Source organism: Pseudomonas sp. SDO52101_S400 (assembly GCF_054071635.1).
Window position 1 is genome coordinate 1 of the sequence record NZ_JBSVWF010000088.1, and the last position, 16,746, is coordinate 16,746.

Here is a 16,746-nt window from a genome sequence, read left to right on the forward strand (position 1 = left end):
TGTGGGAGCGGGCTTGCTCGCGAAGGGCGCACCGCCGCTTTTAGATCAGTTCACCGAGCCGTAACGTTTCATGGCTTCAATCGCCAGACCGCTGCCAATGCTGCCAAAGATGTTCCCTTCCACATGCCGCGCGTTCGGCAACATCGCCGAAACACTGTTGCGCAGCGCCGGAATACCGCTGGAACCACCGGTGAAGAACACCGTATCGACCTGACCCACCGCCACATTGGCGTCCGCCAGCAATTGCGTGACGCTGCCGCGCACGCGCTCCAGCTGCGCATCGATCGCCGATTCGAACAAGGCCCGGGTCAACTCCACGCTCAGCCCGGACTCGATCCGGTCCAGCGGCACATGGCGGCTGTCGTTATGGGTCAGCTGGATCTTGGTTTCTTCCACTTCCATCGCCAGCCAGTGCCCGGCGCGCTGTTCGATCAACTTGAACAGACGGTCGATGCCGCCGGTGTCTTCGATGTCGTAGCGCATGCTGCCCAGGGCGAGAGTCGATTTCTGCGAATACACCGAGTTGATGGTGTGCCAGGTCGCCAGGTTCATGTGGTGACTGGTCGGCATGAACGCGCCGCTCTTCATGCGGCTGCCGTAGCCAAACAGCGGCATCAGGCCTTGCAGGCTCAGTTGCTTGTCGAAGTCGGTCCCGCCGATGTGCACGCCGCCAGTGGCGAGGATGTCGTCGTGACGGTTATCCATGCCCCGGCGCTCGGGCGACAGGCGCACCAGCGAGAAGTCCGACGTACCCCCGCCGATGTCGACGATCAGTACCAGCTCTTCCTTTTCGATGGTCGACTCGTAGTCGAAGGCCGCAGCGATCGGCTCGTACTGGAACGACACATCCTTGAAGCCAAGCTTGCGCGCCACTTCCACCAGAGTGTCTTCGGCTTCCTGGTCGGCCAGCGGATCGTCGTCGACGAAGAACACCGGACGGCCCAGCACCACTTGCTCGAATTCGCGACCGGCGGCCGCTTCGGCGCGGTTCTTGAGCTGGCCGATGAACAGACCGAGCAAATCCTTGAACGGCATCGCGGTGCCGAGGACGCTGGTGTCGTGCTTGATCAGCTTGGAACCGAGCAGGCTCTTGAGCGAGCGCATCAGCCGGCCTTCGTAGCCTTCCAGGTATTCGTGCAGTGCCAGGCGACCGTAAACCGGGCGGCGCTCCTCGATGTTGAAGAAGACCACCGACGGCAGGGTGATCTTGTCGTCTTCCAGCGCGATCATCGTTTCCATGCCGGGGCGCAGCCAGCCGACGGTGGAGTTGGACGTGCCGAAGTCGATGCCGCAGGCACGGGCTGGAGAGGCGTCTTTCATGTCTTTCGGTTCCGGTCAAAAAAACGGCCGCGCAGTGTATGCCAGTGCGCGGCAGATTCGAAGGCCGGTCATCCGCTATTTCACGACTAAACTTGCTTGAAAGTCGCCGCTTTGCCCCAAACTTGCAGGCATGGGCCGGCAGACATACCGGCGGTCGCAAGAACCGCCGCCTACTGCCGATAAACTTCTGCTGCGCCACCCGGTCACAAGTTTGAGATCGGTCAACCTGGCACGCGCGAATCGGCGCATGCTGACGGCGGCGCGAAACCGATAACGGATGGTGACTCCTTCAATGGACTTCAAAGACTATTACAAGATACTCGGCGTGGAGCCGACGGCTGACGACAAGGCAATCAAGGCGGCCTATCGCAAGCTCGCGCGCAAATACCACCCCGATGTCAGCAAGGAAAAAGACGCCGAGGCCAAGTTCAAGGACGCCTCGGAAGCCTATGAGGCGCTGAAAAGCGCCGACAAACGCGCCGAATACGACGACCTGCGCCGCTACGGCCAGCACGGTCAACCGTTCCAGGGCCCGCCGGGCTGGCAGAGCCGTGGCGGTTTCGGTGGCGGCGGTGGCGACACCGGTGACTTTTCGGACTTCTTCAGTTCGATCTTCGGCAATCGCGGCCCCGGTTTCGGTGGCGGCGAAGGTCGACAATCCCGCAGTGCCGGGCGCAGAGGGCAAGACGTGGAACTGGAACTGCCGATCTTTCTCGAAGAGACGCTTTCGAACGAATCGAAAAAAATCAGCTTCCAGGTGCCGCAATACAACGGTTCGGGCCAGCACGTCAGCAACACCAGCAAGAGCCTGAACGTGAAGATCCCGGCGGGCGTGACCGACGGCGAGCGCATCCGCCTCAAGGGCCAGGGTGCGCCGGGCATTGGTGGCGGCGCCAATGGCGATCTGTACCTGACCATCCGTTTCGCGCCGCATCCGAAATTCGATGTCGAAGGCGAGAACCTGATCATCACGCTGCCGCTGGCACCGTGGGAACTGGCGCTGGGTGCCGAAGTGGCCGTGCCGACCCTCACTGGCAAGATCAACCTCAAGGTCCCGGCCGGCAGCCAGAACGGGCAGCGCATGCGCGCCAAGGGCCATGGTTTGCAGAACAAGGCCGGCGAGCGCGGTTATCTGTTCGTCCAGCTCAAGGCCGTGATGCCGAAGGCTGCGGGCGATGACGTCAAGGCGCTGTGGCAGGAACTGGCGAAGAAAGCCGCCTTCAACCCGCGAGAGAACTTCTGAACCCGGCGACGGAGTAGCCCATCATGAGCAGCCCCCTGATCGTTCAACTGGACATGGCAGAATTCTGTGAGGCGGCCGATCTGTCGGACGTCTACGTGATCGAAATCGTCGAACACGGCATCCTCGAACCTCAGGGCGCGCAGCCTCGGGAATGGCGTTTCACCGATTACGAACTGGCCCTGGCCAAACGCGCCGCCAAGCTGCGGCGCGACCTGGAGCTGGAATGGGAAGGCGTCGCCCTGGCGCTGGACCTGCTGGAAGAGGTGAAGGAGCTGCGCGCCGAGAACCGCATGCTCCGCCAGCGTCTGGCACGGCTGGTGGTCGAGTAACCGCTTCAGGCTTTTCTGGGCAGCACCACGCTGAACAGCGTTCCGTCGGCTTCACTTGAACTGACTTCGATCGTCCCGCCGTGGGCGGTCACCACTTCCTTGACGATGAACAGGCCCAGACCGAGGCTGGTCGATGGCTGGCCGAGCTCTTCGTCTGCACTGCGCACCAATGGATCGAAAAGGGTGCCGATGGCCTCTTCGGGAATCGGTGTGCCGTGGTTGTGCACGCTCAGGTGCAGGTTTTCTGCATCGCCCCGCAGCGTCACCAGTACTTCCTGCGGGTTCGAACCATGCTGCAAGGCATTGCCGATCAGATTCTGCAGCAGTTGATCGATCCGTCCGGCATCCCAGACGCCACGGGTGTCGCCCTCGGTTTTCAGTGTCGGATTACTGTCCGGATTGCCGGCGCAGGCTTCGGCGATGGCGGCTCGCGCCGCGTCGGCCATGTCCATCGGCGCCGGTTCGATCGGCAGGCTTTTGCCCAGGCGGCTGCGCACCAGTTCCAGCAGATCGCTGACCATCGCCGCCATGTGTCGCGAGCCATGCTTGATGTTGAGGGCACACTGGAGGGCATCGCCCTGTAGCGCGGCCTTGCGCATCAGCAATTCGATCGACATGGTCACCGCTTGCAAGGGGGCGCGCAGGTCGTGACCGAGGATGGCGAGGAAAATGTCACGCGAGCGGTTGACCTGCTCGGCATAAGCGGCGGTCGATTCGGCGAGGGCTTCATCGATGGCTTCGTTGAAGCGGATCATGTCCTGGAAGTACGCCATGTCCGGCGATTGCAGACTGTTGACCCAGAGCCGAATCACACAGGCGCGCAAATGGCGGAATTCAGACGTCATCTGCACCAGGTCGAAGCCGACGGTATGACGCAGCTCGCCATGACTGGCGCCGGCTTCGTCCAGACTCGGGGTTTTCTCCGGGCCTTCGCCCTTGGCCTTGGCGATTTGCTCACTGGCGGTTTGTGCAGTGTCCATATCGCGTGCGGAGGCCAGCAGGATGGCCCTGGCATGATCGCGCAGCGCCGCCCGGTCCATGTTGTCGGCCGCGGGGGTGATGGTCCGGGCGAACTGCTCCCACTCCTCGACGATGTGATCCGCGTGTTGCCTGATGAATTCGGATAAACGCATGTCCGGGTTCCTGGAAATTCAAGGCGGGGCGTTCGAATATTAGCCCCTTTGCGCGGGAAAGAAAGCGCCGCTCGGGCCGGAAATTTCCGCTGACAAGACGCCGTGCCGCAAGACATATGTACCACAGCGGCAGAGGTTCGCCGTGGTCTGCTTTTGCTCCATTTCAAGGAGCGAAACCATGTCCGAAATCCCTGTCGCCTTACCTTCGCCGGACAACGTTGCATCGCCGCCGGGGTCGGTGGTGACGCAAAGTCTGCACGCTGACTTTCTTCAACGGTCCAGCCCCGAGTGGTTGGTCAATGCACCGCTATGCCAGCGCGAGGCGTTGAAAAGTGCCGACTCCTCCACACCGGACTGGTACAGGCGCGCATCGCGTGATCAACGCAAGGCAGCTGGTGATGCCGTAGCCGCCAGCCTCGCCGCCCAGGCACGCCTGGACAAGGCCATGTCGACCTTCCAGGACATCGACAGCTTTGCTGCACCGTTGCTGACCAAGGCTCTCAAGGACCGGTTCAACGTGACGCTTGACGTCAACAAAACCTGGCTGTTGCTGAACAAACCGGTGGAAATGGGGATTTTTGCCATCGACATCGACTTCTTCGAAGCCCTGAAGCTGCCTTTGCTGCAAGCGGCGCTGCACAACTTCGAAGCCGGTGAATGTAAACGTGGCGCCTTTCATGAAACCTCCGGGTTTCGCAGTGAAACCTCGAACCCCGGCACACTGGAACCGTTGAACACATCCCTGACCGTCGAGCAGTTCACCGGTCTGTGCCGTTCGCTGGACATCGGGGCGAAATATCAGGCTTACCTGAAGGATTTCCTGCGCCCCAGGGACGCGGTGGCCGAACAGGCGCTGCGCGAAAAATTCATCGACGCACATAAAACCGCTCTGCGTGCGGCGGCCGAACTGGCGTTGGTCAAAGGTGATATCGGACGTGAGGACTACGCCTCGATTCGCTCGATCCTGAACGGCGAACTGGCGCCGCGTCAGGGCCATCGGCAGATCTGGTTTCATGATCTGGGCCTGATGGGCCGGCGCATGAGCGGTTGTGTGATGTTCGTGATCTGCGAGAAGTATCGCTACAGTGAGGACTCGATCCTGTACATCCCCGGCGATCCGTACCATCCGCTCAAGCGCTACAAGGGCCGGGAAATCGCCGCGATGTTCAAGCAGCGCTTCACCGCGCGCGACGCCACTCAAACCCATCCAGCAGACCCGAACGCCTACCAGCGGTTTTTCAGTCAGTTCGTCGCGTATGCCGACCGGCCGCGTTATTTCAGTCAATTCACTGACGACACGCCGAGCCGAACGTTCACGCAAAGGCTGGCGCCCTACGAACCGTTGCTCAACGAGTTTATCAAGGCACTCAACCCGATCAACGCGGCGCTGACCGGGATTCGTGAGTTGCCGCCCGCGCCGCCGGTCGCCCAGGTACCGAACACTGATCCCTATCTGAACCCGGTTGGCCTGCCACGCAAGGGGCACGGGATATGGTCGGACAATATCGACCTGTGGCATTACCAGTTCGAGCAGTATCGTGACCGACTGATCGCCGATGCCCGCAGCCACGCCGTACCCACGGCGGATGTCGACGCCAAGGTCCGTTCGCAGAAGCTTGCCGCGTTGTTGAACATCGGCATGCTGGTGCTGATGGGCGTCTCGATGTTCGTGCCGGTGCTCGGCGAAGTGATGATGGTGGTGATGGCCGGGCAACTGCTCGAAGAAACCTTTGAAGGCGCCATCGAGTGGAGTGAAGGTGATCGCAAGGCTGCCAAGGCACATCTGGTCGATGTCGCGCAAAACCTCGCGTTGATGGCCTTGATGGCGGGGGCCGGAAAGGGGTTCGCTCGGCTGGCGGCTGCCAGATCGGTGCCGGTCATCGAGAACCTGCATCAGGTAGAAATGCCCGACGGCACGACCCGTTTGTGGAGGCCTGACCTGAGTGGCTACGAGAGTCCGGTCACTCTGGGGCCGCAGGCAGTACCGAATGCGCTGGGGCAATACGAGTCCGGGCAAAAAACCTGCATTAGGCTCGACGGCAAGACCTACCAGCAGGTGTACGACGAATCGCTCAAGGCCTGGCGCATTCAGCACCCTGGCGATCCGCAGGCTTATCAGCCGCCGATGATGCACAACGGCGCCGGTGCATGGCGACATACCCTGGAACGTCCGCAAGACTGGGATCGATTGACCCTGCTGCGGCGCATCGGTCACAGCACCGAGGCCTTCACTGACGCGCAGTTGCTGACGATGGCCGATGTCTCCGGTGTCAGCGACAACGCTTTGCGCAAAATGCACCTGGACAACGCCTTGCCGCCACCGGAGCTGGTGGACGCCATGCAGCTGTTCAACGCCGAGCGGGATGCGGGACTGATCGTCGAGCAGGCCGCAGGCGCACAGGCCATCGACAGTCGTTTTCTGCATCTGTTGCCGTTGCTTCCCGACATGCCACGCTGGCCGTTCGGGAGAGTACTGGAGGTCTACGACAGTCCTGACCTCATGGGGAAGGCACGCGCTTATGGGACGAAGCGCGGCGGCAAAGCACCGATCCGGATCAGCCGGGCCGAAGTGCTGGGCGGTGTGCTGCCTACGCGAATACTCGCGGTGCTGGATGAAGCGGAGACGGTTCGCCTGTTGGGTGGCGAACCTGCACGTGTTCGTTCGGCACGGACGCATGAGTTCTGCAGACAGATTGCCGACTTCGCCCGTGCCCGCCAGCCCGCGTTGTTCGACAGTCTTCTGAAGGGCACCGAGCCCGTCGATCCTCGGACGGCAAAGCTGCAACGAGTGGTCCCTGGCCTGACCGACCGTGCGGCAGCCGCCGCAATGGGACAAGCCAATGCCGAGGAACTGGTACGGCTGGACGGCGCGGTGCGGGTCCCGTTGCATTTGCAGGAACTCGGTCGCTGGTATGCCCAGACAGGGCGTCTGACCCGGGCTCTGGCCGGTTTGCGAAGTGAAACGATGGCCTCTGCCGACAGCCGCCATCTCGCATTCCAGACGCTGGGCCGGTTGCCAGGCTGGTCCGGTGACGTGCGTCTGGAAATCCGCGAGGGCAGTATCAGCGGTCCGATGCTGGACGCCATCGGCCGCGAAACAGCTTCCACACACAAGTATCTGGTCAAGTACGGGGATGCCTATCAAGCCGCCAATGAGCGTGGCGAACCGCTCAACAGCATCCCCCTGCGAGGCGACAATTTTTTCGCCTCGTTGATGCATGCCTTGCCCGATCAGGCACGTCATGGGCTGGGGCTGCCGAATGTCTGGCAGAGCGTCGACTTGCAAGGCGCGATCATCGATCGGGCGCTCGCCGAGCGCAGTCAGTCGGCCCGGATCCTGCGTGCAGGCGCAGCCGATAGACCATGGTTCAAGCCGCCACAACGCATTGCTCCCAGGCTGCTCGGCTATCCCGCCAGTGGTGATGCTCCGGGGCCGAATCCGGCGTTGACCGGTCATGTCCAGAATGTTTACCCGGGGCTGACCGACGTTCAGGCTCGCGGTTTCATTCTTGAACAATGGCGTCTGGGCAAGAGCGACCAGCAGATCTTTCATCTGCTCAACAATCGGTTGATCGAGTGGCGAGAGCTGGAAACGACCCTCGATCAATGGTTGGTGTCGCAGAACTTGCGCCTGCGCACGACCCGTGATGAGTTCGTCAGCGTGGTGCAGGACATCAAGGACTGTTGGCGAAATGCACCGTTGGCCGAACATAGTCCGCAGGCGGCCCGCCTGACGCTGATCACTGACGTACCGCTGCCATCATTGACGGCGGACTTTGCTCACGTGCGCGAACTGACGCTGCGCGCTCCCGTGATCGGCGACACGCTTGCGGCGTTTCCCAACGTCGAGCAACTGACCTTGACCGCGAGCGTTGCGGAGTTCGACAAGGCATTTGCGACATTGAAAACGCTGCGACACATGACCTGCCTGAAACTGTCGACACCGATTACCGGTCAGGTGGCCGCGCGGCTTCGGGAGCTGACCCGGCTCGAAGAACTGGAGCTGCGCTGTACCGCCAGCGCTCTCAATCCCGTGGTGCCCATGACGCTCGATGTCGGCGGCATGCACCAGTTGCGCCGGCTCGAAGTCGGCAGTCCGCAAATGCGCCAATGGCCGCATGGCGTTCTGGATCTGCCTCGACTGGAGCGCCTGAACCTGCGATCGACCGCGATCAATACGCTGCCGATGGAAATTTATGAGGGCCATCAACGATTGCTGTCCGGCCTGTCGCTGGACTGGTCGAAGTTCCCGCGTCGGGTGTTCAGGCCGATTTACGAATTCGTTCGCAGCCAGCCTCGGCATCTGATCGATCTGGACGAAATGGTCGCGGATTATTGCCGTGGTGAACTCAAGCGTTTTGTCGGCATGGAGCCCAGCCTGCTCGATGTCTTGAGCGTCGGGTTCAGGGCGCAATGGACGGACGCCGTCAGCCGCTTCACCGCGATTGAAACCTTGAGTGAGCAGTACAGCGAAATCAATCGCCTGGACACGTGGGTCGGTTCCGGGCCGCCCCTTCAAAGTGGCGTGGCCGAGCGGTCGGCAGTGGCCGACGCGCTGAAGGCCAGTTGGCGCAGCGGATTGTTCCAGCGCTACGGCGCACGTACCGAGAGTGTCTTTTTCAACCTGTACGTCAGTTTGCCGAACGATGTCTCGGTGCTGGAGATTCCTGGCTCGGCGTTGGACAGTCTGCCGACGCTCCCGGCTGAGGGGTTCTCCCACGTCAAAAGTCTGCATCTGGCAGGGTTGCAAGCCCCGACCGAGCCGTTTCGCGGTTTCATCCGCACCTTTCGCGGGGTCGATACCCTCGACCTGAGCCATTGCGGACTGACCGAACTGCCGCTGGATTCAAGCGATCTGCCGGCACTCGAAACCCTGAACCTGCATGGCAACCCACTGAGTCACATCGACGTGCGCGGGATGAATCGCCTGAAGGCACTGGACCTGAGTGCGACCGCCTTGCGCGAATGGCCGGCGGGGGCGGAGTTTCTGCCGGAGCTGACCTGGCTGGACCTCAGTGACAGCCAGTTGACCTCGCTGCCGGATGCATTGCTGGCGCGTGATGCGTTGTTGCTCGATACCAGCCTCACCGGCATCCCACTGAGTGGGCAGGCCAAAGAGTCGCTGGCCACTGCGCGCCGGCGCATCGAAGATGCCAGAGGCCTGATGCCGGGGTCGCTGCAGCGCTTTGCGCTGGAGGAGCCGCGCCATCGTACGCCACCCGCTGAAAGCGGCTCGGTGATCGCCCGCCGGTTGCTGCCGTTGCCACAGCCATTGGCAGACAACGGGCCGGCCGGGTGGGGCGCGCGCATCCAGCGCCTGCGCCCGCAGTACGACGAGGCGCGGGCACAACAGGCCATCGAGCGGATGCAGGGCGCAGGGCTGGCCGAGGTGCAGATCAGTGCCCGTATCCGTGAATGGGAACAGACCTTCGAGTCGCTGACGCGGCGCCTCAACGACTGGCTGTTCACCCATGAAACCCGCGGTATGGATTGGGTCGTGTCATCGCGCACCCGCCAACTCGCCGCACAGCGAATCATCGAATGCTGGCGTGAAGGTACGGTCGACTGGAATGGCGTGGCTGATCGAGAGCTGAGCCTCGACGGTCTGCAAGTGGGCAACCTGCCTGAGTTGCCGCAAGCGTTTCCTGCGGTTAGCACCCTGAATCTGGCGGGGGTCAAGCTTTCCACCGATGGCTCCAATGCATTTCTCAGGGCCTTCACACAGGTGCGTCGACTTAATCTCAGCGGCAACCAGTTGCCGGTGATCCCCGAGCCTGTCGGGCAAATGTCCGGGATAGAGCGACTGGAGATGTCGCTCACCGGTCTCGCGGATTCTGCAGCGCTGGATCAAACACTCGAGGGTCTGGAGCAGTTGCAGTGGCTGGACCTTAGCCACAACGGATTGCGCACGTTCAGTGTCGCTCGCCTCGGGCGACTGGAACGGCTGGATCTGCGCGACAACCTGCTCACCGCCTGGCCGGAGGGGATACTGCAAGCCCCGCACCTGCAGGCGGTGGACTTGAGCAACAACGACATATTGTCGATTCCGTCAGGCTTTTATGACGGCACGCATACTGAGCTGATGGCTGGCAGCAATCTGTCGGAGAACTATGAAATATCGCAGCAAAGCCTGATCCGCCTGCGTGAATATGCCGATGCCCATGGGCGTCAGGATGTGCTGGGCCTGACCTATGCCGACATCGACCGGATGATCGATGACATGGAGAGCACCACCGAAAGCGAGGACGAAGACGCGGGTTTGGAGAGTGATGCAGAGCCGGATGAAGTGGTTCCGATCCTCGCTGAAAACATCCTCGAACAACAAGCGACACCCTGGATCGAAAACATCCCGCCAGAGGACGCCATACGCTATCGGGCAATGTGGCAACGGTTGGCCGCCGAACCCGACAATGCAGCGTTCTTCCATCTGCTGTCGCGGATGCCAGACACCGAAGAGTTCCGGGTGTTTCGCGCCGATCTGACCCGGCGGGTCTGGGAAATCGTCGAGGCCGCCGATGGCAGTCAGGAGCTGCGCGATACGCTGTTTTCCATGGCGACCACGCACACGACCTGCGTTGACGGGCGAACCCTGGCGCTCAGCGAAATCGAGGTCAAGGTGTATGAGTACAACGCCTTGCGACACCTTCAGCCAGGTCTTGCGGCGAAGGGGCGCGCCTTGCTCGACCTGTCGCGCCAACTGTTTCGTCTGGGTGAGGTGGAAAAACTCGCGGCGCGCAGCATGGGGCGTCACGCCGATCCGGCGGAAGTGCGCCTGCAGTATCGAATCGGCCTGACGTCTGGTTGGGAAGATGGCCTGCAATTGCCGGGTCAACCCAGCCACATGCGGTTTGCCCGGCCGATCAGGGGCGAGGATCTGGCAGCCGCTCGCGCTGCGGTCGTGAAGGCTGAAAAAAGTGAGGCGTTCTATGCAGAGCTGATCAGCCGCGATTACTGGGTGCAGTACCTGACCGAGAAATACCCTGATGAACTCGGTGCGCTGGAACGCAGCACGAATGAAAAACTGCAGCGACTTGAGGATGAATACGAAGACGTGACCAGCACGGCGTACCAGGAGGCGGTGCAGATGCTCGAGGTTGAACGCGGTATTGAGCGCAATCAGCAACTGATTGCCCTGTCGCGTCTGGAAACAGGCGAGCCGGCAACGGTCGGGCTCGACGATGAGCAGCCCGGCACTTCGCGGTATCTGATGGACACCTCAACCCGCTGAAGCGTTGCCAGCCCCGGTCGCCGAAAACTTCGACGACCGGGTCTCCGACTCAGAACAGAAAGTAACGCTGCGCCATCGGCAGCGTCTCGGCCGGTTCACACCAGAGCAACACGCCGTCGGCCTTGACCTGATAGGTCTGTGGGTCGACGTCGATGTTCGGCAGATAATCGTTGTGGATCAGATCGGTTTTCTGCACGTCGCGGCAACCTTTGACCACAGCGATTTTCTTCTTCAGGCCCAACGCTTCGGGCAATCCGGATTCCTGCGCCGCCTGGCTGATGAAGGTCAGGCTGGTGGCGTGCAACGAGCCGCCGTAACTGGCGAACATCGGGCGGTAGTGCACCGGTTGCGGTGTCGGGATCGAGGCGTTGGCGTCACCCATCAGGCTCGCGGCGATGGCGCCGCCCTTGAGGATCAGCGTCGGTTTCACGCCGAAAAATGCCGGTCGCCAGAGCACCAGATCCGCCCACTTGCCGACTTCCACCGAACCCACTTCATGGCTGATACCGTGGGTGATCGCCGGGTTGATCGTGTACTTGGCGATGTAGCGTTTGGCGCGGAAGTTGTCGTTGCCTTCGCCGTCCTGGGGCAGTGGGCCGCGCTGCTTTTTCATCTTGTCGGCGGTCTGCCAGGTGCGCGTGATGACTTCTCCGACGCGGCCCATGGCCTGGCTGTCGGAGCTGATCATCGAGAACGCGCCGAGGTCGTGGAGGATGTCTTCGGCGGCAATCGTTTCGCGGCGGATACGGCTTTCGGCGAACGCCACGTCTTCGGCAATGCTCGGGTCGAGATGGTGGCAGACCATCAGCATGTCGAGGTGTTCGTCGATGGTGTTGCGGGTGAACGGCCGGGTCGGGTTGGTCGAACTCGGCAGCACGTTGGCGAAGCCGCAGGCCTTGATGATGTCCGGCGCATGGCCACCACCGGCACCCTCGGTGTGATAAGTGTGAATGGTGCGGCCCTTGAACGCGCCGAGGGTGGTTTCGACGAAACCGGACTCGTTGAGGGTGTCGGTGTGGATCGCCACCTGCACGTCGTACTGGTCGGCAACGCTCAGGCAATTGTCGATGCTCGCCGGGGTCGTACCCCAGTCTTCGTGCAGCTTGAGGCCGATGGCGCCGGCCTTGACCTGTTCGATCAGCGGCTCCGGCAGGCTGGCGTTACCCTTGCCGGTGAGGCCGATGTTCATCGGGAACGCATCGGCCGCCTGGAGCATCCGCGCCAGGTGCCACGGCCCCGATGTGCAGGTTGTAGCATTGGTGCCGGTGGCCGGTCCTGTGCCGCCGCCGATCATCGTGGTGACGCCGCTCATCAGCGCCTCTTCGATCTGCTGCGGGCAGATGAAATGGATGTGGGTGTCGATGCCGCCGGCGGTGAGGATCATGCCTTCACCGGCGATCACTTCGGTGCTGGCGCCGATGGCGATGGTCACGCCGGGCTGCACGTCCGGGTTACCGGCCTTGCCGATGGCGGCGATGCGCCCGTCCTTGAGGCCGACATCGGCCTTGACGATGCCCCAGTGGTCGATGATCAGTGCATTGGTGATCAGCGTGTCGACCACTTCGGCGGCCAGCAACTGGCTCTGGCCCTGACCGTCGCGGATCACTTTGCCGCCGCCGAATTTCACTTCTTCACCGTAGGTGGTGAAGTCCTGTTCGACTTCGATCCAAAGCTCGGAGTCGGCCAGGCGCACCTTGTCGCCGACGGTGGGGCCGAACATGTCGGCGTAGGCTTGTCTGGAAATCTTCATCTAGCGTCCTTCAGAGAAATCGCGGTGAGCCATCAACCCTCACCCTAACCCTCTCCCGGAGGGAGAGGGGACTGATCGCGGTGGGGCAGTTATCGGTGGTTGGCTCCCTCTCCCCTGGGAGAGGGCTGGGGTGAGGGGCAGCGGTACACGCAGACTCAGAGGTCACCCATGACCCGCCCGGCAAACCCGAACACCCGCCGGTGACCGGCGTAATCCACCAGTTCCACCTCGCGGCTCTGCCCAGGCTCGAAACGCACCGCAGTGCCCGCCGGGATGTTCAGGCGCATGCCACGGCTGGCGGCGCGGTCGAAGGTCAGGGCGTCGTTGGTTTCGAAAAAGTGGTAGTGCGAACCGACCTGGATCGGCCGGTCGCCGCTGTTCGCCACTTTCAGGCTGACGGTGCGACGACCGACGTTGAGTTCGATGTCGCCGGGCTGGATCTGGTATTCGCCGGGAATCATCAATGGGCTCCTTGCAGAATCTTGTAGTAGAGGGCTGTCGGGCGATACGTGCCGCTCGGGTCGCAGGCGTAGTCGGGAATTTCCCCGGCGCGGGTGTAACCCAGGGCCTTGTAGAAATCTTCGGCAGGGGAGCCGGCCTCGGTGTCGAGGTAGAGCATTCCGCGCTTGTACTGGCGGGCCGCCAATTCCAGCGCTTCCATCAACTGCTGGCCGAGGCCGCGGCGCCGGGCGTGCTCGCGCACCAGCAGCTTCTGCACCTCGGCACGGTTCAGTCCGTTGGCCTTCTGGCACAGGCCCAGTTGCACGCTGGCCTGCACCTGTTCGTCCTTGACCACCACCCACAGCAAGACGTTGCCTTTGTTCAGGTTGTCCTGCACTTCATCGAAATAGGCGCGAGCCTGAGTGGCATCCAGATCGGCCATGAAGCCGACGCTGGCGCCATACCCCACGGCGTCGAGCAGCAGGTCGATCAGGCCCTGACGATAGTGCGCAAAACTTTCAGCGTTGACGCGTCGCAGTTGGGCGGGGTTCATCGGTGTCACTCCTTGTTGGCGGGCGGCGGCTCCGCGCCAGGATTGAGGGTCAGTTGCATGAAGGTCAGGTCGAGCCAGCGGCCGAACTTGGTGCCGACTTGCGGCATCTGCCCGGTGGTGATGAAACCGGCGCGTTCGTGCAAGCGGATCGACGCGGCGTTGCCACTTTCGATGGCGGCGACCATGACGTGTTTGCCGCAGGTCTTCGCGCGTTCGATCAGGGCGCTCATCAGTTGCGGGCCGAGGCCGTTGCCGCGCTGGTCGCTGCGCACGTAGACCGAGTGCTCGACGGTGTGGCGGAAACCGTCGAACGGCCGCCAGTCACCGAACGAAGCGTAGCCGAGGGTGGTGTTGTCGGCGTCGACGATCACCAGGATCGGATAACCCTGGCTTTGACGCGCGCTGAACCACGCCTGACGGTTACCGAGGTCGACGGCAGACTCGTTCCAGATCGCCGTGGTGTTGAGCACGGCGTCGTTGTAGATGTCGCGGATCGCCGGCAGGTCGGCGTGCAGGGCATCGCGGATGGTGTAAGTCATGGCGCGGCCTCAGACGATCGGTTGGTGGACGGTGACCAGTTTGGTGCCGTCGGGGAACGTCGCTTCAACCTGGATCTCCGGGATCATTTCCGGGATGCCTTCCATCACTTGATCGCGGGTCAGCAGGGTGGTGCCGTAGTGCATCAGCTCGGCCACGGTCTGGCCGTCCCGGGCGCCTTCGAGCAGCGCCGCCGAAATGTAGGCCATGGCTTCCGGGTAGTTGAGCTTCACGCCACGGGCCAGTCGCCGCTCGGCAACGAGGCCGGCGGTGAAGATCAGCAGCTTGTCTTTTTCGCGTGGGGTCAGGTCCATCGTTTTAAATCCATTTGGGCAGTTTGTGTGGTTCTTGTGGTGAGTGGGGTGTCAGTCAGACCCAGCCCTCACCCTAGCCCTCTCCCGGGGGGAGAGGGGACTGATCTCGGTTGTTTGTTATGGCCGGTTCAGTCAGTTGAATTCTTGTGTCTGAAACATTTCTAGCGGTCACCTCGGTCAGGCTCCCTCTCCCCTCCGGGGAGAGGGCGGGGGGTGAGGGGCTGGTTCTCAAGTACTCCAGATTCTTGGCGGCTGAGCCTCACGACCAAGCAGCACAGGTCTGAGCAATCGCCAGAGCTCGATCAGCCACGCCCGCGCCAGCAACGCTTCGCTGGCCAGGCAACGAGCGACCAAAAGACCGGGCAACTGCGTCAGATCCCCGCGCACTTCATGCCCCAGCGAGCGGCAGCGCTCCAGCAGTTCGGCGTCGATTTCGCCGGTTACCAACAACGTCGCAAACACCGGATTGCCGTCCAGTCCGATCGGCGAATCAAGCAAACCGTCATCGCCGACGATGCGCTGGCGCTCATGCCAGAGCAACCGCCCATCGCGGCGAATATCCAGATGCGCCTGGAAATGCCCGAGGTCGAAGCGTTCGCCACTGGCCGGGCGCCCGAGGGCCACCACGTCCCAGTAGAACAGTCGCGCATCGCCTTCAAGGTCGATCGAAGTCGTGAGTTCAGCCTGGGCGGCGCTGTAGACGATGGTTTCCTGGGGCAGCCATTCCAGTGTCGCGCCATTGGCGACGTGCAGCTTGAGCGACTGGTAAGCGGGACCCGCCGCGCGATACCACTTGGCCGCGCCGGGGCTGGTGATCTGTGCCCAGGCGTTTTGTTCGACGCGGGCGCTGATGTTCAACCGGTCACCGCCGGCAATGCCGCCCGGCGGGTGGACGATGATGTGCTGGCAGACCTCGGGCCCTTCGGCATACAGATGCTTTTGCACCCGCAACGGGCCGAGGTGCCGGCGTCGGGTCGGCCGCGTGCAATCGCCGAAGCGGGCGTAGGCCAGCTCCAGCTCGGCATGCCAGCTCGGGGTAAACAGGGCAGTCGCTAAAGGTAAGTTCATTTTTTCTGATTATCGTTAGGACGCTACAGATTAGACCGTAACCTCAAATAGTCACCAGTCCGCGCACACCTTCGGCTTCCATATTTTCGCCACGGCCCTGCTGCACGATCTCGCCCCGGGACATCACCAGGTACTGATCGGCCAGTTCGGCGGCGAAATCATAGAACTGTTCCACCAGCAGAATCGCCATGTCGCCACGGGCGGCGAGCTTCTTGATCACTGCGCCGATTTCCTTGATTACCGACGGCTGGATGCCTTCGGTGGGCTCGTCGAGGATCAGCAGTCGTGGACGGCTGGCCAGTGCGCGGCCGATGGCGAGTTGTTGCTGTTGGCCGCCGGACAAGTCACCACCGCGCCGCTGTTTCATTTGCAGCAGCACCGGGAACAGTTCGTAGATGAACGCGGGAACCTCTTTGGCTTCGCTGCCGGGGAAACGCGACAGGCCCATGAGCAGGTTCTCTTCCACGGTCAGCCGGCCGAAAATCTCCCGGCCCTGCGGTACATAGGCGATCCCGGCGTGTACCCGCTGATGCGGCTTGAACGTGGTGATCGGTTTGCCTTCCCAGTTCACCGCGCCTTCCTTGGCCGGTAGCAAGCCCATCAGGCATTTGAGCAGCGTGGTCTTGCCCACGCCGTTACGGCCGAGCAGGCAGGTGACTTCGCCGACCTTCACGTCAAAGCTCAGGCCACGCAGGATGTGGCTTCCGCCGTAGTACTGGTGCAGTTTGTCGACTTGCAGCATTTCCAGATCTCCTCAAATCCCCCTGTGGGAGCGGGCTTGCTCGCGAATGCGGTGGATCAGTCGCCATCAACTTTGAATGACACACCGC

The 16,746-nt window shown here is 62.1% G+C and carries 12 protein-coding genes; 3 read left to right on the forward strand and 9 right to left on the reverse strand.

All coding sequences use genetic code 11. From position 1 onward, the window contains the following. Positions 1 to 45 precede the first annotated feature (45 nt). On the reverse strand, positions 46 to 1,320 hold the full coding sequence (locus ACW9HX_RS27380; RefSeq protein WP_457382986.1) for an Hsp70 family protein: 1,275 nt from the start codon (positions 1,318 to 1,320) through the stop codon (positions 46 to 48). A gap of 292 nt (positions 1,321 to 1,612) precedes the next feature. Here ACW9HX_RS27380 and ACW9HX_RS27385 point away from each other — a divergent pair, with 292 nt between their 5' ends. Further along, positions 1,613 to 2,563: a DnaJ C-terminal domain-containing protein gene (locus tag ACW9HX_RS27385; protein ID WP_096819779.1), complete on the forward strand. Its 951-nt coding sequence runs from the start codon at positions 1,613 to 1,615 to the stop codon at positions 2,561 to 2,563. A 23-nt stretch (positions 2,564 to 2,586) separates the two neighbouring features. Next, on the forward strand, positions 2,587 to 2,892 hold the full coding sequence (locus ACW9HX_RS27390; RefSeq protein WP_249482536.1) for a chaperone modulator CbpM: 306 nt from the start codon (positions 2,587 to 2,589) through the stop codon (positions 2,890 to 2,892). 5 nt (positions 2,893 to 2,897) lie between these two features. On the opposite strand, the gene ACW9HX_RS27395 is transcribed toward ACW9HX_RS27390, so the two are convergent. Next, the gene (locus tag ACW9HX_RS27395; RefSeq protein ID WP_457382987.1) at positions 2,898 to 4,025 is read right to left on the reverse strand and encodes a sensor histidine kinase; all 1,128 of its coding nucleotides are present in this window, start codon (positions 4,023 to 4,025) and stop codon (positions 2,898 to 2,900) included. Positions 4,026 to 4,203: 178 nt separating this feature from the next. On the opposite strand from ACW9HX_RS27395, the gene ACW9HX_RS27400 reads away from it, so the two are divergent. Continuing rightward, positions 4,204 to 11,253: an NEL-type E3 ubiquitin ligase domain-containing protein gene (locus ACW9HX_RS27400; protein ID WP_457382988.1), complete on the forward strand. Its 7,050-nt coding sequence runs from the start codon at positions 4,204 to 4,206 to the stop codon at positions 11,251 to 11,253. A gap of 49 nt (positions 11,254 to 11,302) precedes the next feature. Here the strand turns inward: ACW9HX_RS27400 and ureC are convergent, their stop codons facing one another. The 7 genes from ureC to urtE all read right to left on the reverse strand — a co-directional run bounded on the left by ureC (position 11,303) and on the right by urtE (position 16,658). Then, positions 11,303 to 13,003, reverse strand: a complete 1,701-nt coding sequence (ureC, locus tag ACW9HX_RS27405) for an urease subunit alpha (protein ID WP_457382989.1) — start codon at positions 13,001 to 13,003, stop codon at positions 11,303 to 11,305. 155 nt (positions 13,004 to 13,158) lie between these two features. Further along, a complete protein-coding gene (locus ACW9HX_RS27410; RefSeq protein WP_007915947.1) occupies positions 13,159 to 13,464 on the reverse strand; it encodes an urease subunit beta in 306 nt (101 codons plus the stop codon). Beyond that, positions 13,464 to 13,997, reverse strand: coding sequence for a GNAT family N-acetyltransferase (locus ACW9HX_RS27415; RefSeq protein ID WP_457382990.1), 534 nt, complete (start codon positions 13,995 to 13,997; stop codon positions 13,464 to 13,466). The genes ACW9HX_RS27410 and ACW9HX_RS27415 overlap by 1 nt, the downstream gene beginning before the upstream one ends. A 5-nt stretch (positions 13,998 to 14,002) precedes the next feature. Further along, entirely contained in the window at positions 14,003 to 14,536 is a 534-nt protein-coding gene (locus ACW9HX_RS27420; protein ID WP_457382991.1) for an N-acetyltransferase family protein, read from the reverse strand. 9 nt (positions 14,537 to 14,545) lie between these two features. Then, complete coding sequence (gene ureA, locus ACW9HX_RS27425) at positions 14,546 to 14,848, reverse strand: urease subunit gamma (protein WP_039766748.1); 303 nt, start codon at positions 14,846 to 14,848, stop codon at positions 14,546 to 14,548. Between the two features lie 228 nt (positions 14,849 to 15,076). Continuing rightward, positions 15,077 to 15,916 carry an urease accessory protein UreD gene (locus ACW9HX_RS27430; RefSeq protein WP_457382992.1) on the reverse strand — a complete coding sequence of 280 codons (840 nt, stop codon included), beginning with the start codon at positions 15,914 to 15,916 and terminating at the stop codon, positions 15,077 to 15,079. 43 nt (positions 15,917 to 15,959) lie between these two features. Beyond that, complete coding sequence (gene urtE / locus ACW9HX_RS27435; RefSeq protein WP_007950600.1) at positions 15,960 to 16,658, reverse strand: urea ABC transporter ATP-binding subunit UrtE; 699 nt, start codon at positions 16,656 to 16,658, stop codon at positions 15,960 to 15,962. Positions 16,659 to 16,746 lie beyond the last annotated feature (88 nt).